20 protein-coding genes are annotated in these 21,875 nt (G+C 44.9%); 8 read left to right on the top strand and 12 right to left on the bottom strand.

Annotated elements, in window-relative coordinates:
- Window positions 1-11: 11 nt before the first annotated feature.
- From ICN36_RS06800 to ICN36_RS06775, 6 genes are all read right to left on the bottom strand, one after another.
- Window positions 12-1,363, bottom strand: a protein-coding gene (locus ICN36_RS06800; protein ID WP_370623447.1) for an IS3 family transposase whose coding sequence is annotated in 2 segments (ribosomal slippage) — window positions 12-901 and window positions 901-1,363 — 1,353 coding nt in all. Because the reading frame shifts where the segments join, the coding sequence is not laid out codon by codon here.
- A gap of 129 nt (window positions 1,364-1,492) precedes the next feature.
- Window positions 1,493-1,705 (bottom strand): hypothetical protein, encoded by a 213-nt coding sequence (locus ICN36_RS06795; RefSeq protein ID WP_216227600.1) that lies wholly within the window; start codon window positions 1,703-1,705, stop codon window positions 1,493-1,495.
- Window positions 1,706-1,719: 14 nt separating this feature from the next.
- Window positions 1,720-2,937, bottom strand: coding sequence for a polyhydroxyalkanoate depolymerase (locus tag ICN36_RS06790; protein WP_216227598.1), 1,218 nt, complete (start codon window positions 2,935-2,937; stop codon window positions 1,720-1,722).
- Window positions 2,937-3,275, bottom strand: a complete 339-nt coding sequence (locus tag ICN36_RS06785; RefSeq protein WP_216227597.1) for a hypothetical protein — start codon at window positions 3,273-3,275, stop codon at window positions 2,937-2,939. The genes ICN36_RS06790 and ICN36_RS06785 overlap by 1 nt, the downstream gene beginning before the upstream one ends.
- Entirely contained in the window at window positions 3,266-3,703 is a 438-nt protein-coding gene (locus ICN36_RS06780) for a cupin domain-containing protein (RefSeq protein ID WP_216227595.1), read from the bottom strand. Before ICN36_RS06780 ends, ICN36_RS06785 begins: the two co-directional genes overlap by 10 nt.
- 2 nt (window positions 3,704-3,705) lie before the next feature.
- Window positions 3,706-4,365, bottom strand: coding sequence for a glutathione S-transferase family protein (locus ICN36_RS06775; RefSeq protein ID WP_216227594.1), 660 nt, complete (start codon window positions 4,363-4,365; stop codon window positions 3,706-3,708).
- A gap of 173 nt (window positions 4,366-4,538) precedes the next feature.
- On the opposite strand from ICN36_RS06775, the gene ICN36_RS06770 reads away from it, so the two are divergent.
- From ICN36_RS06770 to ICN36_RS06755, 4 genes are all read left to right on the top strand, one after another.
- Entirely contained in the window at window positions 4,539-7,934 is a 3,396-nt protein-coding gene (locus ICN36_RS06770; protein WP_216227593.1) for a DUF2126 domain-containing protein, read from the top strand.
- A gap of 65 nt (window positions 7,935-7,999) precedes the next feature.
- Window positions 8,000-10,546 carry a circularly permuted type 2 ATP-grasp protein gene (locus tag ICN36_RS06765; RefSeq protein ID WP_370623445.1) on the top strand — a complete coding sequence of 849 codons (2,547 nt, stop codon included), beginning with the start codon at window positions 8,000-8,002 and terminating at the stop codon, window positions 10,544-10,546.
- Between the two features lie 9 nt (window positions 10,547-10,555).
- The gene (locus ICN36_RS06760; protein WP_216227591.1) at window positions 10,556-11,479 is read left to right on the top strand and encodes a transglutaminase family protein; all 924 of its coding nucleotides are present in this window, start codon (window positions 10,556-10,558) and stop codon (window positions 11,477-11,479) included.
- Between the two features lie 153 nt (window positions 11,480-11,632).
- On the top strand, window positions 11,633-12,556 hold the full coding sequence (locus ICN36_RS06755) for a transglutaminase family protein (protein WP_216227590.1): 924 nt from the start codon (window positions 11,633-11,635) through the stop codon (window positions 12,554-12,556).
- 316 nt (window positions 12,557-12,872) lie between these two features.
- Here the strand turns inward: ICN36_RS06755 and ICN36_RS06750 are convergent, their stop codons facing one another.
- The 5 genes from ICN36_RS06750 to ICN36_RS06730 all read right to left on the bottom strand — a co-directional run bounded on the left by ICN36_RS06750 (window position 12,873) and on the right by ICN36_RS06730 (window position 17,416).
- A complete protein-coding gene (locus ICN36_RS06750; RefSeq protein ID WP_216227589.1) occupies window positions 12,873-14,189 on the bottom strand; it encodes a ClC family H(+)/Cl(-) exchange transporter in 1,317 nt (438 codons plus the stop codon).
- Window positions 14,189-14,590, bottom strand: coding sequence for a hypothetical protein (locus ICN36_RS06745; protein WP_216227588.1), 402 nt, complete (start codon window positions 14,588-14,590; stop codon window positions 14,189-14,191). The genes ICN36_RS06750 and ICN36_RS06745 overlap by 1 nt, the downstream gene beginning before the upstream one ends.
- Before the next feature lie 261 nt (window positions 14,591-14,851).
- Window positions 14,852-15,244, bottom strand: coding sequence for a VOC family protein (locus ICN36_RS06740; RefSeq protein WP_216227587.1), 393 nt, complete (start codon window positions 15,242-15,244; stop codon window positions 14,852-14,854).
- Between the two features lie 11 nt (window positions 15,245-15,255).
- Window positions 15,256-16,191, bottom strand: coding sequence for a hydroxymethylglutaryl-CoA lyase (locus ICN36_RS06735; protein ID WP_216227586.1), 936 nt, complete (start codon window positions 16,189-16,191; stop codon window positions 15,256-15,258).
- Window positions 16,192-16,222: 31 nt separating this feature from the next.
- A complete protein-coding gene (locus ICN36_RS06730; RefSeq protein WP_216227585.1) occupies window positions 16,223-17,416 on the bottom strand; it encodes a CaiB/BaiF CoA-transferase family protein in 1,194 nt (397 codons plus the stop codon).
- Window positions 17,417-17,595: 179 nt separating this feature from the next.
- Here ICN36_RS06730 and ICN36_RS06725 point away from each other — a divergent pair, with 179 nt between their 5' ends.
- On the top strand, window positions 17,596-18,564 hold the full coding sequence (locus tag ICN36_RS06725; RefSeq protein WP_216227584.1) for a sodium-dependent bicarbonate transport family permease: 969 nt from the start codon (window positions 17,596-17,598) through the stop codon (window positions 18,562-18,564).
- A gap of 29 nt (window positions 18,565-18,593) precedes the next feature.
- Complete coding sequence (locus ICN36_RS06720; RefSeq protein ID WP_216227583.1) at window positions 18,594-19,436, top strand: DUF6671 family protein; 843 nt, start codon at window positions 18,594-18,596, stop codon at window positions 19,434-19,436.
- Window positions 19,437-19,461: 25 nt separating this feature from the next.
- On the opposite strand, the gene ICN36_RS06715 is transcribed toward ICN36_RS06720, so the two are convergent.
- Window positions 19,462-20,070: a glutathione S-transferase gene (locus tag ICN36_RS06715; RefSeq protein ID WP_216227582.1), complete on the bottom strand. Its 609-nt coding sequence runs from the start codon at window positions 20,068-20,070 to the stop codon at window positions 19,462-19,464.
- A gap of 132 nt (window positions 20,071-20,202) precedes the next feature.
- Here ICN36_RS06715 and ICN36_RS06710 point away from each other — a divergent pair, with 132 nt between their 5' ends.
- On the top strand, window positions 20,203-21,408 hold the full coding sequence (locus ICN36_RS06710; protein WP_216227581.1) for a DUF3300 domain-containing protein: 1,206 nt from the start codon (window positions 20,203-20,205) through the stop codon (window positions 21,406-21,408).
- A gap of 47 nt (window positions 21,409-21,455) precedes the next feature.
- The gene (locus ICN36_RS06705) at window positions 21,456-21,809 is read left to right on the top strand and encodes a Rap1a/Tai family immunity protein (RefSeq protein WP_216227580.1); all 354 of its coding nucleotides are present in this window, start codon (window positions 21,456-21,458) and stop codon (window positions 21,807-21,809) included.
- The last annotated feature ends 66 nt before the right edge of the window (window positions 21,810-21,875 follow it).

Genomic DNA, 21,875 nt, shown 5'->3' with positions numbered 1-21,875 from the left:
AGACAGTTTAGTTAGGTTAGCACGAGGGATTGAGTTCGGTATTGCACCGGGCTTAATCCCTTTAGTTTTTGTTTGATTCGATCATGGTTGTAGTAGTGGATATATTCCTCTAGCCCCGCCTTAAATGATTCAATAGTCTCAAACTTCTTTTGGTAGAAGAACTCTGTTTTCATAATCCCAAACCAGTTCTCCATGACAGCGTTATCTAGGCAATTGCCTTTTCTGGACATGCTTTGAGTAATGCCTTGCTGGTGCAGGGCCTGTTGATACAGCCCCATCTGGTATTGCCAACCCTGGTCTGAGTGCAACATAGGTTTGTCTTTTGGTCCCAGCTGTTTAAATGCGCTTTGAAGCATTTGCATTACTGAGCTAATCTGTGGTCGATCGGCAATCTCATAGGAGATGATCTCTTGGTTATAGAGGTCTAAGATCGGCGATAGGTATACTCGCTCACCTTTGATATTGAACTCAGTGACATCAGTGACCCACTTCTGATTAGGTTTGCTTGCTCCAAAGTTACGCTCTAGTAAATTGGGCGCCACCTTACCGATAGTGTCTTTATAGGACCGGTATCGCTTAGGTCTCACAGTCGATTTAAGTCCTAATTGAGTCATGAGCTTTTGTACTGTCTTGTGGTTTAGGTGTTGGTGCTGATTGCATAGCTCTAGGTGTACTCGCCGATAGCCATAGCGACCTTGGTTGGCATTAAAGATCTGGGTAATGTGCTCTTTAGTGTCCTGATAAGGGTCGGCTTTACTACTGGCTTCTCGCCAGTAGTAATAAACGCTTTTAGCCATCTTGGCGATGATTAGTAAATCCGATAAAGGATAGTGTTGCCTTAGCTCAGTAATTACTTGGGCTTGCTCTCTTTTACTGCTTTGCTCTGAGCTAAGGCTTCTAACTTTTTTAGGTACGCACTCTCGGCCTCGGCATATTCCATGCGTCGTCGCAACTCTGCCGGCGTGAGCTCAGAGATGGGCTTTTTAAGTAGCGCTTTGATATTGAAGTGGGGCATAGGAGATCGTCCTCTCGGTCGATTAGCAAGGGCTGTAATACCGCCCCCATTGTAGAGTTTTTGCCATTGCAAAATGGTGGTCATACTCCCAATCCCAAAGTGGGCGGCAGCTGGCCTTGCTGATATCTGGTGCGCAGCCATGTGCTGCAGAACTTGGACTTTAAAAACTGGGGAGTAGCGTTGGAAGCTGGGGTTAAGACCACTATGACCATGGGCTTGATAGGCCAAGGTCCATTTGCGGACATCTGAATGGCTAATCTTAAACAGGTGACCTACCCGCTTAAGACCACCTGACTTTAGAAACTCTTTAACTACCTTTAGCTTGAACTGCTTGCTGTACTTGCTCATAAAACAAAACCCCCTTGGTTGGACATAATGTCCAACTTTTGGGGGTCAGTTCAGCAGGTGGCTTTTTCTTTTGAGATGAGCTTAGTCATGAACTAATTAGGTAAATAGGCAGCGTCTAAAGCACTTCATCTACGAAATCACAATCTCGCCCAACTCCATTCTTTCCCACCAAATAAATGGCAGTAGATAAACTGGCTCACCAGTATCTTGCAAAATTTCTAACGCACCATCATTGGTTTTATTTGCTTGATACTTGCCTGGGTTTAATGGGAGGCACCCTTTGTCTGTGCCATCATTTCGACGCATTCTTGCGACAATATTGCGTGTGATGTAAACGACCATGATTTCTCCTGGATTTAAAGAGCTGACTGAATAACATTGCGCACTACTGGGTAGATCTGGGTATCCCAACGTTTTCCATTAAAGATGCCGTAATGACCGACGCCTGCTTGCAAATGATGGGATTTCATATATCCAGGCAAACCGCTGCAAAGATCTTGGGCTGCCAAGGTTTGTCCTATTCCGCAGATGTCATCACGCTCACCTTCCACGGTTAATAGAAACGTTTTTTTGATTAGCTTTGGATTAACTAGCCTACCTTGATAGGTTAGCCCTCCTATTGCGAGATCGCGATCCATGAAAACTTTTTTAATCGTTTCTAAATAAAAAGGCGCTGATAAGTCCATAATTGCAAAGTACTCTTCGTAGAAATCATGAATGACGTCAGCCTTTTCGTTATCTCCATTTACGCGATACTCATAGAGCTTTTTAAATGAATCGGCATGGCGCTCTGGATTCATGCTCATAAACGCCATTAACTGCAGAAATCCTGGATACACTCGGCGCCCTACTCCGCCAAATTGATCGGGAATAATACCGATTAACTTTTCCTCAAACCAAGACATTGGTTTGCTGGTAGCTAATTCATTTACCTTGGTTGGGCTCTGGCTAACATCAATTGGCCCCGCCATTAGGATAAGGCTTGCTGGTACACAAGGATTTTTATCCTCTGACATGATGGCTGTCGCTGCTAAGCAAGCAACCGTTGGCTGACAAACTGCCATCAGATGAGTTCCTGGGCCGATATATTGTAAAAATTGGATGATATGCTCGATATAGGAGTCAAAATCAAACTCACCACTACTCACTGGGATATCCCGAATATTTAACCAATCTGTGAGATATACCTCATGGTCTTTGAGTAGCGTTTTAATTGTTCCCGCAAGTAAAGTTGCAAAGTGTCCTGACATTGGAGCCACCAATAAAATCTTCGGTTGACCCTCAATCCCATCCTTTTTAAAGCGCAACAAGTTACAAAAATGAGTGGAATGCAAAATCTCTTCGGAAACTCTTTTGCTTTCACCAAAAGAATCGACTATCTCTTTAATCTTAAAGTCTGGTCTTGTATGCGTAAAACCCAATAATGAGATTTGCTCATAGTGAGCAGCTAATCGCTGCATAGGATTGAGAGTAAAGTTTCCAAACCAATTATTGGATACGCGCTCAGAGGCGCTCGCAAACAAACGAATTGGGTTATGCAGATTTGCAAAGGTTTGATATGCGCGATACATCATTAATTCGACCTACTTTCTATATGGCGAAATGCACGCTCGTACTCTTTCAGAGAAGGATCGAAAACACGACTTAAGGAAACATCATTGGCAATAATCGCTGCCGTCTGCGCAGAACGTGCAGCAACAATAGAGAGATGCACAAAACCAGCAACATTAAATTCTTTAAGAAGATTAAGTGGATTACCTTCTTCGAGCCCAATCTCACCAGACTCAATCCTCTGGTAGAGCTCACGATAATGCTCTCGCATGGCATCAAGCTCCTGAGCGAGATTCATAATCCGCTGAAACAGCACTGCAAAATCTGAGGCCAGCGGATTATTGGTTTTAACTACTTCCATGGTGTTACTCCGGGCACTTCTGCAGGGCCAATTTCTACCGGAATAGAACCAAAGTCTGCAGGACCGACAATTTCAATGTACTCCATATCTGGTGAGTAGTCATACAGGTAATGCACTATCCCGGGCATTTGATGAACCACATCTCCAGCCTCAACTAAGGTTGGCTTATCTCCATACATAAAGCGCGCCCAACCTTTTGTCATGGCCACAATCTGAAACTCAGCTACGTGATAGTGCCAGCCCGTACCATTCACTGGCGGTTTGTTTGCCTTTACCAAGTGTGCAATAACTTTGCCGTTGGTAGCCTTAGCCACACCGAGATCCCGATACAAGAAGAAATCTCGCAACCCACCTGGCAAAAACTGGGTATCGCCAGGCTTTACATGAGAAAACTGAGTATCACTTTTAAAATCAACAGGTGTTTTCATAATTAAAACTCCACTTCAAGTTCTTCAATGTCATCGGGTTCTTCTATGGCGCCCATCACCCATTCCTTCATCTCCGGCAAAGCCATGATGTGCTCGCAATATTTCTGGCAAGCCTTATCCAGCTCGACGTTATAAGTCAGGAATCTTGTAACTACTGGCGCAAACATGGCGTCAGCAAGCGTAGGCTCTTTTCCAAATAAAAAAGGTCCACCATAAGTAGAGAGGCAGTCTTGCCAAATTACTAAAACACGATTGATGTCAATCTGTGCCTTTGACCAAACTTTGAAGGAATCAAATTTGGCCTTGATATTCATCGGTAGCGAAGCTCTGAGTGCAGAAAATCCAGAATGCATCTCGCCGCAAATAGAGCGGCAGTGCGCTCGTGCTACAGGATCTTTTGGAAGCAAGTGCGCTTTAGGATTTAGCTCATTGAGATATTCACCGATTGCCAAGGTATCCCAGACCTTGCAACCATCATGATCTAAGCGGGGAACCAAAATTGATGGTGACAACAGTAATAATTCAGCGCGGTTATCAATATCATCAGGCGCCACCTGGATTTCAGTGAACTTCAAACCAGAAAACTTCATCATGAGCCAGCCACGCAGCGACCATGAGGAGTAATTTTTGCTACTGATTGTCAGGGTTGTTGGCTTGGACATATCAACTTTCGGTAAGGGTGCAACTACAACTTATTCCCCTTCGCCTAGCTTGCAAGTTGCTAAATGCCCAGTTTTTGACTGCTTTTACCCAATATTGGGCGTAAGTTTATTTTTAGCACTATTAGCGTGCACTGCGATAATTACGCATATTGGTGCACTCATAGACTTTGAATATGTCAATCCACGCCGCCCTACACCACGTCACTGAATATCAATATGACCGACCAGTCAAGCTGGGTCCCCAGGTCATTCGTTTGCGACCAGCCCCGCACTGCCGCAGCCATATTCTTTCCTATTCTCTTAAGGTAGAACCAGAAGGCCACTTCATCAATTGGCAGCAAGATCCGTTCTCGAACTACCAAGCACGATTGGTATTTCCAGAAGCAACTACCAAGTTCAAGGTAACGGTTGATCTTGTCACCGAAATGGCGGTGTACAACCCGTTTGATTTCTTTCTTGAGCCAGATGCAGAAAATTTCCCGTTTAAGTACAGCGCAGAACTGAAAAAGGAATTGCGTCCTTACCTAGGAAGAATGCGTAATGCAACACTAAACAAATATCTCAAGACTATCGATCGAAGCGAAATGCGTACGATCGATTTTCTAGTAAAGATTAATCAAAAAGTCCAAAACGATATTAGCTATCTCATTCGTATGGAGCCTGGCGTTCAGACTCCTGATGAAACTTTAGATTTAAAGAGTGGCTCCTGTCGAGACTCTGCATGGCTCATGGTTAACCTACTGCGCCTGTGTGGACTAGCAGCGCGCTTTGTATCAGGCTATCTCATTCAACTAAAACCTGATGTGAAATCGCTGGATGGCCCTAGCGGGACTGAAGTGGATTTCACAGACTTACACGCTTGGTGCGAAGTCTATCTACCAGGCGCAGGCTGGATTGGCATTGACCCAACATCCGGACTAATGGCTGGAGAAGGCCATATTCCAGTGGCTTGTACGCCAGAGCCGTCAGGGGCTGCGCCTATTGAAGGGGGAGTTGATCAGTGCGAGGTTGAATTTGAGCACACCATGGATGTCACGCGGATCTACGAGTCTCCACGCGTCACTAAACCTTACACTGAAGAGCAGTGGGAAAAAATTCTAAAACTTGGTGAGCAAGTTGATAAAGAGCTAGTTGCAGGTGACGTTCGTCTTACGATGGGTGGAGAGCCTACCTTCGTATCAGTCAATGGTCGTGATGAGCGTGAATGGAATATCGATGCTCTTGGGCCTACGAAACGCGCTTACGCTACCGACCTAGTTGGAAAACTGCGAGCCAAGTATGGTGATGGCGGCTTTTTACACTTTGGCCAAGGTAAATGGTATCCAGGCGAGCAGCTACCACGCTGGGCCTTATCCATTTACTGGAGGGCTGATGGCACTCCTATTTGGAAAAACCCCAAACTCTTTGCAGATGAGTCACACCCGATCACTTACACCAGTAAAGATGCAGATCGCTTCATTCATACACTCACAAAAAACTTGGGCTTACCAGATCGCTTTATTGAGCCGGCTTACGAAGATACCTTTTACTATCTCTGGCGCGAATCTAAGCTACCAGTCAATGTTGACCCCTTTAAATCAAATCTTGATGATGAGATGGAGCGCACTCGCCTAAAGCGGGTCTTTACTCAAAAACTGGATTCAGTCATTGGTTATGTATTACCAATTGAAGCAGGCAAAGGTCAGGGTTATCTAGATACCAAATGGAAAACTGGTGCATGGATCTACCGAGATGATCGACTATTACTTCTGCCTGGCGACTCCCCAATGGGTTATCGACTTCCATTGGATTCTCTGCCTTGGACTAGCAAAGCCGATTACCCCTATCTCATTGAAGAAGACCCTTTTGCACCAAAACCGCCGCTCGCCTCATTTGCGCCTGTCCAGCAACAGTACCGAGCTTTAGGCAAAGATAACTCCGCATCCCGCACTAGTGTGTGGAGCCAGTCTGAAGAGGTTCGAACACCTGCTCGTCAAGAATCAGCAGCCTGGATTACAAGAACCGCTTTGTGTGTTGAGACACGTGATCCCATGCGCTCAAATGGGCCTGCCGCAGAGAATGCTCATGGCGGTAAGAGTGGTGCACTTTATGTATTCATGCCGCCTCTGGCTCGCTTAGAGGATTACCTCAACCTAGTACAGGCAGTAGAGGCAACGGCAGAAGAGTTGCAATACCAAATCGTCCTAGAAGGCTACCCTCCCCCACGCGATCCTCGCTTAAAACTTTTACAAGTCACGCCAGATCCAGGAGTCATCGAAGTTAATATTCATCCGGCGCACAACTGGAAAGAATTAGTAGAGCACACCGAGTTTCTCTACAATGCCGCATTTGAATCTCGCTTATCTGCCGAGAAATTTATGACTGACGGTCGTCATACCGGCACAGGTGGTGGTAATCATTTTGTCATGGGTGGTGCCACCCCAATTGATAGTCCATTTTTACGACGCCCCGAATTACTCGCTAGCCTAATTTTGTATTGGCACAATCATCCTAGCTTGAGCTACCTATTTAGCGGTATGTTTATTGGCCCTACCAGCCAAGCGCCTCGAGTAGATGAAGCGCGTAACGACCAACTCTATGAGTTAGAAATTGCCCTAAAACAAATTCATGAGAATCGAGAAAAGTTTGGGGCCAGCATGCCTCCATGGATTGTTGATCGCACCCTGCGAAATATTCTAATTGATGTCACTGGCAATACTCACCGTAGTGAGTTTTGTATTGACAAGATGTATTCACCCGATAGCCAAACGGGTAGACTCGGCCTATTAGAGCTTCGCGCCTTTGAAATGCCGCCCCATGCACAGATGAGTATCGTTCAACAGTTACTCATTCGAGCATTGATTGCTCGCTTTTGGGATAAACCATATTTGGCGCCTGCGACCCGTTGGGGTACAGAACTTCATGATCGCTGCTTACTACCTACCTTCATTAAGATGGATTTCGCAGACATCATGGAAGAGATGCAAAGCCTAGGCTATGGATTCAAGGCGGAATGGTTTGCGCCTCATTTAGAATTCCGCTTCCCGCTGATTGGACAAGTTCAAACTATGGGTGTAGAAATTACTTTACGCAATGCTCTGGAACCTTGGCATGTCATGGGTGAGGAGAATGCCTCAGGGGCAACCGCCCGCTATGTCGACTCTTCAATTGAGCGACTTGAGGTTCGTATTACAGGCCTCAATCAAAGTCGTTACGCCATTACCTGCAATGGGGAGCCTCTACCACTTCAGCCAACTGGCGTTGCAGGAGAATATATTGCGGGTGTTCGTTATAAGGCTTGGAATCCACCATCTAGTTTGCATCCTAGCATCGGGGTTCATGCACCATTGACATTTGATGTTATAGATACCTGGATGAAACGCTCTGTAGGTGGCTGCCAATACCATGTGGCCCACCCAGGCGGCCTTAATTACGATACCTTCCCTATTAATGCCTATGAGGCTGAGAGTCGAAGACTGTCACGCTTCTTCAGAATGGGGCATACGCCTGGAACTATCGAGGGCGTTCCGGCAAACATTAACCTGGCGGTTAGCCAAGAATTTCCATTCACACTAGATATGCGCCGATGAGACAATAAGCTGTGGAATCCTCTCAGAACAACTCATCCCATCACAAGCCATCTCTTGCGGAGGAAGTGACTCAACTCGCGCCCTTAGCAAAAGATGGGCACTTTGATGAATTACATAAAAACACAGGGGATTTAGCTGAACATTGGAAGACGTTTTTTGAGCAACTGGAACCAACCGGTCTTGTGGACTTTGATCAAAAAACACATGAGCTCAATCGACAAATTCGTGAGAATGGCATCACCTACAACGTCTATGCGGATGAATATGGCCCACAACGCCCATGGTCAGTAGATTTATTTCCACTCATTATTGATGCCTCTGCATGGCAAGAGATTGAGTCTGGCGTTCTACAAAGAGCGCGCTTACTTGAAGTCATCATGGCCGATGTGTATGGAGAACAGAATTTACTAAAAGAAGGTTGGATTCCTCCCGCCCTAATACATGGACATCCCGGATACATGCGCTCCATGCATGGTGTTACCCCCAAGGGCAAAAAACATCTTCACGTTATTGCATTTGATTTAGCGCGCTCACCTGACGGCAAATGGTCTGTTCTTTCGCAGCGTACTCAAGCTCCATCGGGCCTAGGGTATCTGCTAGAAAATCGCAATCTTATTGCCCGTCAATTTTCCAAAGCATATGAAGCAATGCAAATCTCACCATTAGCAACTGCCTATCGAGGTCTGATTGAATCGCTGAAATCTCAAAGCCCGGCAGGAGCAAATGCACATATTGCTCTTCTTACTCCAGGACCTTACAACGAGACCTACTTTGAACATGCCTACCTTGCGCGCTACTTAGGTCTGACACTAGTTGAAGGTAGTGATTTAACGGTGCGAGACCAGCATGTTTTTCTAAAAACAGTTCGCGGTCTCGAGCCAGTCCACATTTTGCTAAAACGTCTAGATGACGAATTTCTGGATCCATTAGAGCTACGCGCCGATTCAACTCTGGGCGTACCAGGGCTACTCCAAGCTATAAGAGCAGGCAATATTATTCTGGCAAATGCTCCTGGCTCGGCTTTTCTGGAGTCACCAGCTCTGCTCGGATTTTTACCAGGCATTAGCGAACGCCTCTTGAACGAAGAAATCCAATTACCCGCGATGGATACTTGGTGGTGCGGCGAAAGAGCCGCCTTAGAGGCTGCGATTCCACATTTGGAAATGAGCGCCATTAAGCCGACCTACCCTTATTCCCCTGGCCATACTAGCTACGAGGCCTGTCTTGGTGGCAGCCTTAACCAATCTCAGCTCGATGAATGGATTGGAAGGATCATGCGTCAGCCCGCGGATTACACCGTTCAAACCTATATTCCTCTGGCCCAAATGCCGGTCTGGCTTAATGCGTTTAATCTCAATAACGCATCCTTAATAGAGCCACGCTCTTATATGCTCAGGGTCTTTGCCTTAAGCAATGGTACTGATAACTGGCAAGTATTACCCGGAGGATTGGCACGTATTGCAACTTCTGACTCTGGGATTGCTTCGATGCAACGTGGTGGGAGTAGTGCTGATGTCTGGGTTCAAGGCCATCAAAAACATTACTTAGACGCTACCCAAGCACAGCAGCCAATTAAAACAGCTATGCAAAGAAAACGACTTGTCACCAGTCGTGCCGCTGAAAATCTGTATTGGTTTGGCAGATATACCGAGCGCAGTGAAAATATTTTGCGCTTAGCAAAGCTCTATCTAGAAAGCATTAACAGCGAATACACTCCTTCCAAGCAATTATGGACATGGCTAGAAACCCTCTGCGCCCAATATGGTCTTGTGCCCGATGGAGTGCCAAGCAATCTAGATCAGAGTGAAAATCGTCATCGTATTTTCGAAAGAACCTTAATTGATTGCCTGGATAAGAGTGATCACGTCACCAGCGTTGGCTACAACCTAAACGCAATGAAGCGCACTGCTTCTGGCATTCGCGAGAGACTATCGACTGAACAATGGAGCACGATCAATTATTGCATCGATAATTTTCATGCTGGTTGCCATAAAGCCACCACATATCAAGACTTCTCGCCTTCGCTGGCAATTGAAGCGCTCAATCGTGCCAGCAGCTCATTAGCCGCCATTACTGGAGCCCAAACTGATCGCATGACCCGGGATGATGGTTGGCAGCTGCTTGCAATTGGCCGGCACATTGAACGTCTTTCGTTTTTAACCTCCGTACTAGATTTAGCTGTGAGCTCTGGATTGCTAAACAATCCAAATGTAGATAACTCTGGTTACATGGCCTTATTGGCACTCTTTGATAGCACTATCACTTTCCATGCTCAACACCAACAGAGTCGAGAACTAGAGCCCCTCATTGAATTGCTGGTATTAGATGATGAGAACCCACGATCCCTTGCTTGGGTGAGCAAAGCCCTCAGAGCTAGACTATCGAAGCTTGCAGGTACAGAGCGGAACCAGCCAGATGAGCTTACTCGCAGCGTTACAAACCTACAAGATTACTCACTAGAAAATTTATGCCTGCGAGATGCATCTGGCAGCTTTAATAATCTCAGAAATTGCTTTGGCAATTGTTCCTATTCTGCCTGGAGTGTGTCCGATGAGATTAGCGCCCGCTATTTCAATTTGATACACGAGATTGACTACCGAGTTCAAACCTAAAGCCTATCCATGCTGTTAGAAATTATTCATGACACAAACTATCAATACGATCCTAACGTAGAGATAGCTCAGCATTTGACCCACCTGAAGCCTACAAATACGAGCACTCAAGATATTATCCAAACCGAGCTACTCATTAATCCAAGGCCAGCTTGGCAAGAAGAACACAGTGATAACTATGGCAACACTTGCACCTATTTTTCATTAGAGACGCGACATAGATCACTGGAAATATCAGTCAGGTCACAAATTCAAACTAAAGAGTCTCAATTAATTCATTTCGAATCATCTAAGACCCCCTCTTGGGAATTGGTACGAGAATACTTTCGCTATCACTCGGAAAATAAATGGGATTCTGCATCTGAATTTTTATTTTCCTCACAATACATTACCCCTAGCCCAGAATTTGCAGAATTTGCTCGGGCAAACTTTACAAGCAATCGTCCTATACTAGACTCGGCCATCGATTTGATGCGGCGAATTTATAGTGAATTTCATTATGTAAGCAAAAGTACCGATGTGAATACCCCCGCTATTGAGGCCCTCAAAAACCGTAGGGGTGTTTGCCAAGACTTTGCCCATATTCTGATAACTACAATGCGTAGCATAGGTCTTCCAGCTAAATATATCAGTGGATATATTCTTACCAATCCACCACCAGGACAACCTCGCCTGATTGGTGGAGACGCATCTCATGCTTGGGCGTCGGTATACATTCCTTCAGTAGATGACCAAGGTAATCTTGGTCATGGTGCTTGGTGTGATTTGGATCCCACAAATAATCGCTGGGGTTTTGAATCGCCCGGGGAGGATTATGTACATCTTGCTTATGGCCGAGATTATGGAGATGTTTCCCCTATCCGCGGAGTCATTCATGGTGGAGCGGACCACACACTAGATGTAGCAGTCACAGTAAGACCTTTAGAGCAATAGTGTGCGACTCCTCGGTATAAAAAACAGTATTAGAAGTGCAGATAGAGTGAATTTTCATATTCACTTAGCTCAATATGTCCGCCAACAGACAGACTATTGAGCCAGATATCCCTAGAGTGGCTTATTACACTAAAAATTAGTCAATCACGCTATATGAGCAACTCATTTTCTCCCCAGTATTCCGTCCCAACAATTCGACTCGAGTTTTCCATTCAACTGAACTATGAAGTTGAGCAATCGGACAGTGATTTTATTTTTAGTATCCATGCAGCTAAAACAGACTATCAAATACTTTGTAATGAATACTTAAATACTAATCAGAATATCGATTTGATCATGTATGAGAATCCTGAAACATACACGAGGCTGTTGCGCTTGAAAGCAATGCCCGGCGCCTTACGCCTGAACTATGGTGGCATAGTGGATTTAAATCATTTCTCAGCACCCCCTAACCAAATTCATGAACCACCAGTTGCGGACCTACCAGGATCCGTCATTAGCTACCTATACCCTTCCCGCTATTGCCAATCTGATTCCATGCGGGATATAGCGATTAAGCAGTTTGGCGGACTTGATCATGGGTATGGGCGAATACAAGCAATTTGTAACTGGGTCTGTAATCATGTTCGTTTTCAAGCCAATTCCTCCACAGCGCACACTACTGCGATTGATACATACCTTAGCAAAGCAGGGGTATGTAGAGATTATGCTCATCTGATGATTGCGCTTTGTGGAGCACTCAGCATTCCAGCTAGATTTGTTACGGGAATCGATTACGGCTCAGATCCAATCCTGGGGCCTACAGATTTTCATGCTTATGTTGAGGTTTATCTAGATGGGCGCTGGTACATATTTGATCCCTCTGGAGTTGCTATTCCAATGGGCTTCTTACGTATCTGTACTGGTCATGATGCAGCTGATACCGCTATCACCTCAATCTTTGGAGCAGTCCTTGGGTCGGCGCCCATCATCTCCATCAGAGCAATACCAAACTCCTCAGGACGTTTGGAGTTACCAATGCATATAACCAATGGATTATCTAGCGACCTTGACTACCGTGAGCTTGCAAATCGGTAGGGAGCTAAAGCGCTTATTGGACCTTCTGCCGAGCTCAATACTGAACCGATGGTCTATGGAAGACGGAGTATTGCTGGATCATTAGTTGGCGGAATCAAAGAAACACAAGAAATGCTTTATTTCTGTGCAAAACATCAGATCGTATCGGAAATTGAGATCATCAAAATGGATCAAATTAATAACGCTTTTGAGCGGATCATAAAAAATGATGTGAAGCACCGGTTTGTTATTGATATGAGCAGCCTACATTAGAGACTTGTGTTACTAAACCACATAGTTTCCCGACAAATTATCTTCCTTATAGGAATTTATTGACTCATGGATGCGCCCTATCTCTGAGGGCGTCATAAATTGGCTCTTGTTTTAACAAGACAGGAATAGTGGTGCAGATAACGCTAGCTATTAATAAGGGAATCATTAAACCAACTTTGCCGCTCATCTCTATAGCGAGCAAAATTCCAGTAAGGGGCGCTCTGACTACCACTGTAAAAAATGCTGCCATGCCTACCAAAGCAAACGAAATGGGGTCTAGCTGGCCCAATGCCATATGGCTTAATAGTGGATTGACAGCTAATACAAACAGCACTCCAATACCCGAGCCCATCAATAGAATTGGTGAAAATATTCCGCCTGGAACCCCAGTGGAATAACTAATGGGTCCAAGAAAGAAGCGTCCGATCATCAGCAGCATCAGAGGAAATAAAAAATAGTCCTCACTCAAGAGAGATTGAACTTGTATGTCTCCCCCACCCACTAGTGTTGGATAAAAATAAGCCAGTGCACCTAACCCAAAGCCGATCATCATTGCTTTATTCACTGGTGAAATAGCAGGAAATGAATCTGAGAGATTTAAGGTGCCAATAATCGTTCGGCTATAAAGAACAGCTATAAAACTGAGCAATACTGAAAAGAGAATATAAAAATATAGGCTGATACTTAAATCTGGCAATAGATCACCGACAACAAATTCGATAGAATTTCCAAAGTAGCTTCGGAAAACTATCATTCCGGAAGTAACTGCAGCAAATGACACCATTAATCTCTTAATAGAGATTTTTTTAGATATCTCTTCAAATGAGAATGCAATTCCTGATAGTGGCGCATTAAAGGCAACGGATAATCCTGCACCAGCAACGGCTGTATACAGAAGAGCTTGCTCGACGACTTTAAGCCGAGTTAATTTTCCACATTCAGAGCCAATAATGGCAGCCATCTGCACCGTTGGCCCCTCCCTGCCTAAGGCCATACCCGATCCAATGGATAGCAAACCGCCAAAGAATTTAATTGGCAAAGCTCTAAAAGGACTAGGTTTAGCCACTCCATGCATGACCGCCTCGACGTGCTGGATGCCACTACCTATTGTTGAGGGTTCCAAGCGCACCAACATCCGAGAAATTCCGACGCAAATACTAGTAATTAGTCCGACCACAATAAATCCAGGAACGAACCATTCACCATCGATACTGTGAAGATAGGCAGAAAAAGCAAGGAAATGGCTAGTGATGAAATTTAGTGCAGCCCTGAAAGCGCCGCCCACTATTCCAACCAAGGCTCCTGCGAAGGCAGCCACCACCAATACCCTTAAGGTATCGAGCGGCAAGTCGCTAGAGTCTTCAGACTGAATGCTATTCACTATTCACAAATTCCTGTTAAGAGCAAGCTTCCAGAAAAGAAACCAAAAGGCTTCTGCATGCCTTTTACAAATTCATCGATGCTCAAGTAATCGACATAGAGCCTACTTTTATCGGAAGACTTCTGTTCCCAAAGTACTTTATAAGAATTTTTTACACCACCAGATGAAAGCACTTTAGGATTTTTTAAAGAGTCCATAACATCCCCAATGACATCACCGGTTTTCTTCATTACCGTAAATTTCTGTCCGACTCTTGGGCTATCTTGCAATACATCTAGAGATCCATCCGCCTTAATATAAGCATCGCCTATCACTTGGCACTGATATATAAAGGGGTCAGCATAGACTGGTAATGGGCCAAGTAATACTGCCGCTGAAACTAGAGTTAACAAGTACTTCATAGCTGTATCTCTTTATAGTAAGTTCGAATACGAAATATCAGTTTAACCAATCTCAAGCAAGCTGATTGATATACAAAAGCGGCCGCATAAAGCCATTAAGATATTAATATTGAGCGCAATATTAAGGATAGGCCACCTAGACTTAATACGCTAGCCCCTATCTTGATCCAAAGAATTTCACGGTTGCTTCTAATAGTGTGAAAGAAGGTCGTTGCAACTCTTAAATACACAGAGACTCTAGGACATACCGTTCTAAGACATTTAAATTAATTCAGATATCTCAATCAAATTCTGATCTGGGTCGCGGACATAAACTGAGTTAATCTTTTGTGTAGCGCCAGTGCGGATAACTGGGCCTTCAATAATTGGCCAATTCTCAGCTTTGAGCTTTTCAATTACTTGCTCAAGTGGGCGATCAGCAATAAAACAAAGATCAAGTGAACCAGGGGTTGGAATATCGGCCTTAGGCTCAAACTCCTTACCTTTAGTGTGCAAGTTGATCTTTTGATTGCCAAACTTAAATGCCTTGCGCTCTACTGGTGGGGTACCGCCAATAAACGATTCTAGTTTCATACCCATCACGCGGGTGTAGAAATCTATGCACTCCACTTCCTTAGCGGTTGTGAGCACCAAGTGGTCTAAATGGTTAATCACACTCTTTCCGTTTATTGAGCGCGACGCAATTCATCAACGTAATCAGGCTCAGGGTGCAATGTGTAAGTACTACCCGCCTTGGCTACCTGCCCCGGCACCGCATGCCCAACTATTGCTGGCAGCTCCCTCGCTAGCTGCAAAAGCTTGGGAATGTTCATTCCGGTGTCATAACCCATGGCATCAAGCATATGAATAGCGTCTTCACTAGAAATATTGCCGCTCGCTCCAGGTGCGTATGGACATCCACCTAAGCCGCCTAGTGAACCATCAAAGCGCACAATGCCAGATTGCACAGCAGCCAGCACATTAGCTAAACCCATCCCCCTGGTGTTATGAAAGTGCATAGTAAGCTGCAAGTTGGGAAAGCGTTTTTGTAATACTTCGCTCATCTTTTTTACTTGATCTGGATTTGCCATGCCTGTCGTATCGCAAATCGTTATCCCTCTTACACCCAGATCAGCAAAGCGTTGTGCAAATCCCTCTACTACCGCTTGAGGAACTTCACCCTCTATAGGGCAACCGAAGCATGTAGATAAAGAAACATTGATAGGCGTTCTGCCGCCAACAAACTGAATTACTTCAGATAATCCTGCAAAGCTCTTTTCTCTGCCCATTCTCAGGTTTGCTAGGTTATGAGTCTCTGAGGTTGACATCACAAGGTTAAATTCATCGGCCTTAGATTCAAAGGCACGCTCTGCACCCCTGAGATTAGGGACTAATACAGTGTATTCCACCCCAGGAACTCGTTTAATCCGTCCCATGACTTCTTCAGCATCTCGCAACATCGGGATAGCTTTAGGGGAAGTAAATGAAGTCACCTCAATTTTGGCAAAACCGCATTCACTGAGCTCATCTACCAACTTTACCTTATCGTCCGTTGGCACAAAATTAGCTTCAATCTGAAAGCCATCCCTCATCACAACATCATTAAAATAAATTCGGGTCATTGGGTTCTCTATTTTTTCTTTGCTTCTATTTTTACTTGGTAAATGCAATTCCGCGTTCTTTTAAAGAGGCAACCTGATCATCGCTCAGACCAATACTCTTTAAGATCTCATCGGTGTTCTGACCAATCTCAGGTGCGAGGGTCTTAATAGATCCCGGAGTACGTGATAACTTGGGGATCACACCAGGGACATCCAGTTTGCTGCCATCTTGCATCTGAATAGTCTGAATGTTTTCTCTAGCTTTATAGTGCGGATCGCTAGCGATATCAGCAACGGTATAAATGCGGCCTGCTGGTACTGCAGCTGCATCCAACATTTCTACAGCCTTAGTAGTGCCGACTGTTTTAGCCCACTGACCAATCGCTTGATCAAGCTCTACTACCCTCTTAACCCGACCATCGTTATTCTCTAATTGAGGGTCATTACCCAAGTCCTCGCGCCCAATGACCGTCATGAGGCGCTTGAAAATGCTATCTCCATTGCCCGCAACCAATACGTAACCACCATCAGCACACTGGTAGGCATTGGTTGGCGCAATGCCAGGCAAGGCGCTACCTGCTGCTTGGCGCACTTCACCAAATGCACTGTATTCAGGAAGCAAGCTTTCCATGCAGTTAAAAACAGCTTCATACAAAGCAATATCAATAATTTGACCCTTGCCACTGTTATGTCGTTCTTGCAATGCCAACAAAATACCAATCACACCATGCAAGGATGCCAGGGTATCGCCAATGCTGATACCCACACGCACTGGCACTCTGCCAGGTTCTGCAGTGAGATGACGTAAGCCACCCATCGCTTCAGCAACGACCCCAAATCCTGGTTTATCTCTGTATGGACCAGTCTGACCATAACCACTAATTCGGAGGATAATCAGTTTTGGATTGAGTTCCAGTAATTTTTCTGGATCAAGACCCCAGCCTTCTAATGTTCCAGGGCGAAAGTTTTCGATCAATATGTCCGCTTCCTTCACTAAGGTCCTGACAATGTCTTGAGCTTCAACCTCTCTTAAATCTAAAGAAAGTGAGCGCTTGTTGCGTGACTGCACTTGCCACCAAATGGATGTGCCATCTTTTAATAATCTCCACTTACGCAGTGCATCCCCCACCTTAGGCGGCTCGATCTTGATAACATCTGCTCCAAAATCAGCTAACGTTTTAGCAGCGAATGGGCCAGCAATGAGTTGCCCCATTTCAACCACTTTTAGATTTGCCAAAGGCTCCATTGCTTTCCCCAAAATATGCATCGATGCACAGTTACCCTGCTTTGTTATGACTTAATTGCTATTTTAAGACCTATCCTACGCATTCTGTAGGGGTAGGTAATCATTAGACATTGGAGGCTTAATTTACCCATAAACCGTGGGGGTAAGAATAATTCCTAAGTAAGACCTAAAATAAATTTATGACCAATTTCCTTGACCCCGCCATACTATTTTTTATCTTTGGGGTATTCGCAGGATTAGTCAAATCCAACCTAGAAATTCCCCCGCAAATTTCTCGATTCTTATCGCTCTATTTATTGATGGCCTTAGGGCTGAAGGGCGGCTTTGCGCTGCATAAATCTGGATTCACCAGTGAAATTGCTTTCTCGCTAGGATTGGCGATATTTCTTGCCACTATCATTCCCATCATTGGTTACTGGATCTTACGAAGAAAGTTGAGTGCATTTGATGCAGCAGCAGTTGCAGCAACCTATGGTTCAGTTAGCGCTGTTACCTTTATTACCGCAACACAATACTTAGACCAATTCAATATCGCCTATGGTGGTCACATGGCAGCTGCTATGGCGCTCATGGAATCACCTGCAATCATTCTGGCAATTGTGCTTGCCAATAAGGCAAGAGCTTCTATGGCGATGGACTCTGTATCCAAGCAAGAGCCGGTAGGCATTACCAAAATTCTGCATGAATCCTTTACCGATGGTGCGCAATTTCTACTGCTGGGATCTATGGCCGTTGCACTCATTAGTGGAGACTCCGGCCAAAAACTCATGGCGCCATTCTCCATTGATTTATTTAAAGGGATGCTGGCCTTCTTCCTGTTGGACATGGGGCTGATGGCTGCCAGAAACTTCAAGGGACTAAGGGGAAAGCCGCTCATTACGCTGCTCTATGCTATGGGCTCACCTTTATCGCATGCCCTACTTGCGCTTGTGCTTTGTAAACTCATTGGACTTCCACTAGGCAACGCGATTTTGTTGATGGTACTTGCCTCTAGCGCTTCGTATATTGCAGTGCCAGCTGTGCTGCGTCATGCGCTGCCTGAAGTAAATCCAGCGCTATATATGGGTATGTCCCTAGGAATTACCTTCCCTTTTAATATCATTTTAGGCATCCCGCTCTACACCCTGATAGCAAAGCAATTTCTGTAGAGATTCAACACCTATAAGTTCTTAAGAAAATGAGCATCTTTTCCAATCGATCAGTGAGCTTGTTGACCAAGCATGGCAAAGAGAAGGTAATCGCTGATGTACTTAATACGCAAGTTGGCTGCCTTGTACAACAAACAGATGCATACGACACCGACCTATTGGGCACCTTTACGCAAGAGACCCCCCGATACGGCTCCCAATTAGATGCTGTGCGCAAGAAAGCTGCGATTGGGATGGATCTTCTCAAGCTTGACTTAGGAATCGCCAATGAAGGCGCATTTGTAAATGATCCCCATTCTGGAATGATTCCCTGGAATAACGAATTGCTACTGTTAGTCGATCAGAAACATCAATTAGAAATCACTGGGTTTTCTAGTGCTCCAGCCCAAAACAACAATACATGCCTTAGTCACTGGGAAGAGTTAGAAAAATTTGCTGATAACGCCCTCTTTCCATCGCACTATTTAGTCATTAAACCTACTGATGAATATCATCCGCAATCCAAAAAGGGCATCAAAGATCTCGCTGAACTAAAAGTAGCTTTTGAATGGGCGAAAGGCTTATCTTCAAAAGGCGTTATATACGTAGAAAATGATTTACGGGCTTTTGCTAACCCCACCAGAATGGAGAATATCCGCAAGGCCGCAATTGATCTTGCCAATAAGATGAATTCTCCATGCCCCCAATGTCAAACACCTGGATTTTGGATTAAAGATGTGAAGCGCGGTTTGCCCTGCAACGCCTGTGGGTTAGCAACCGATCAGGAGATTGCCAAGGTCTGGGGTTGTCTCAAATGCGATCATGAGCTAACAGAAGGAATGAAAATGTTTAAGCTTGCAGATCCATCGAAGTGCCATCATTGCAATCCCTAGAGCTTACTGAAAAGCTTCTTTCTATCTAATCTTGCCAAACAGGATGCTTTTGCATTACGGCATTAAATAACTCTGATTCCAGATGTTGTGTGAGCCATCTCTTAGTTGCCGGTAATGAGAGCTGCTCAAATTGATTTGCATCAACCATTGAAAACTGCCTAATAAAAGGAAAGAGAGCGATATCTACCCAAGACATCTTGTTGCCCAACAAGTATTGGGAGTTTTGTAAAGATCTCTCCATAGGAAGCAACATCCATTCCAAAGCCCCATCGAGAACAGCTTGCGGGTCTAGCTCTGGGAATCGATTGGGATATTTATATTGATCCAATAAAACCTTAAATCGACCATCATTTTTCTCAATCCATGCTTGGGCGATTGCATCATCTACATCTATCCAACCATCTGGATCAGATTGCTCAATAGCCCAAAGCATGATGTCTAGACTTTGATCTAGCACCGCATCATCAAGACAGAGCACTGGAACAGTTCCCTTGGGTGATACTAGTAACATTGATTGAGGCTTGTTACGCAACTCGATTTCGCGATGCTCAACATCAATCCCAGCATATTTCAATGCCATACGTGCGCGCATTGCATAGGGGCACCGGCGATAGGAGTACAAAACAGGCTTCATGTTGATATTGTCCAATATTCCCACTGTTAAAGACTCAGCTACCCCTTTGCAAGCATTTCCTCCATTGAAATAGCCATTAACCATCTAACATTGAGTAGAATATTTTCTCTACTCAATCATAAGGATGCGCTAATGTTGGTACCAAAAAAGCGAGGGATTCCCTCTCAATTACTGGCAGGCATGCTGGTTACCGTACTCAGTCTGCCGGCTGTGGTACCAGTTACTTATGCACAAGGCAATAGTCAAACTCAAGCAAGCAAGCAATCTCAGGCGCAATTAGAAGCGCTAGTAGCGCCAATTGCCTTATACCCAGACTCCTTAGTCTCACAAATTCTCATGGCCTCTACTTATCCATTAGAAGTTTCAGAGGCAACCAATTGGTTGCGAGCCAATAGCAATCTCAAAGGCGATGCATTAAATAATGCTTTGCAACAACAAAATTGGGATGCCAGCGTCAAGTCTTTAGTTTCCTTTCCGCCTGTTTTGGAGATGATGGGCTCACAACTCAGTTGGACACAAAATTTAGGTAATGCTGTATTAGCCCAACAATCCGATACGATGGCCGCGATTCAAGCACTCCGCGCTAAGGCCAAGAAATCCGGCTCACTGCAATCTAACGCTCAGCAAACTGTAACCACTCAAGGTGGCGGCTCATCGGAGACCATCATCATTCAACCAACTAACCCACAAGTGGTTTACGTGCCTTCTTACAATCCAACTGTGGTGTATGGTGCATGGCCTTATCCCGCATATCCGCCAGCTGCCTACTATCCGCCCGGATATGTAGCTGGCACAGCACTTCTCTCATTTGGTGTTGGTATGGCTGTAGGAGCAGCGCTCTGGGGCGGTTGCCATTGGGGCGGTTACGGTGGCGGCAACTCACTTACCGTTAATAACAACACCTATAACAACTTCAATCGCAATACTAATAACAATTGGAATGGTAATAAAAACGGCACTAGTAACTGGAAGCCAGATCAACAGCGTCGAAACGACAATGTGGGTGGTGGTGGCGCAAATCGTAATGCCGAGCGTGATCAGCTGCGTCAGAATTTGCAAAAAAATGGAATCAACAGCGATGATCGCGGCAACTTAGGCAATCATGATGGGGATCGCAGCGTTAAGAACAATGGCGATCGAAATTATGGGCAAAATGATCGCTCTAGTGATCGAGCTCCAATGAATCGCGATAGCTCACCAAGTAACTTTAGAAGCGACTCTAGTGGTTTTGGTGATGCACGTGGCGCTAAATTTAATGGTGGCAGTGATCGCTTCGGCGGTGGTGGCGCCCGCGCAGGCGGAGAACATTTTGGCGGTGGCTTTAGAGGTCGCCGCTAGGAAAATACGAATTTAAATTTATTAAAGACTAATACGAAAGAACAAACATGAAAAAGCAAATTCTATTAATGGCATTTACTAGCGCAGTTTTAGGTTTCTCAAGCGGATCTCAGGCGGCCAATATGATTAGTACTCAAGAACTCTTGCAAGACTGCAAAGGTACTAATGGTACTTTTATTACCTGTGAAATTTATGGTCAAGCTGTATATGACACTTACTTGGTGACTCGCAACCCAAAGTCAGCTCCAGAATTTATTTGCGTAAATCAACCTGCGCCAACTCGCAAAGAAGTGATTCAGGAATACGTTAAATGGGCGGAAGCAAATACCAAATATGCAACTGAACCAGCTGCAGATACCATTTTGCGTTTCTTGGCAGGTAGGTTTCCTTGCGGAAAATAAATCGTATTTAGCAGCAATAGCAATCCAGTCAATAAGGCCACTTTTGAGTGGCCTTATTGCTTATAT

The organism is Polynucleobacter sp. UK-Gri1-W3, assembly GCF_018881595.1.
Classification (GTDB): domain Bacteria; phylum Pseudomonadota; class Gammaproteobacteria; order Burkholderiales; family Burkholderiaceae; genus Polynucleobacter.
The sequence above is the reverse complement of the archived record's forward strand: the minus strand, read 5'-3'. Positions and strand labels throughout refer to the sequence as shown.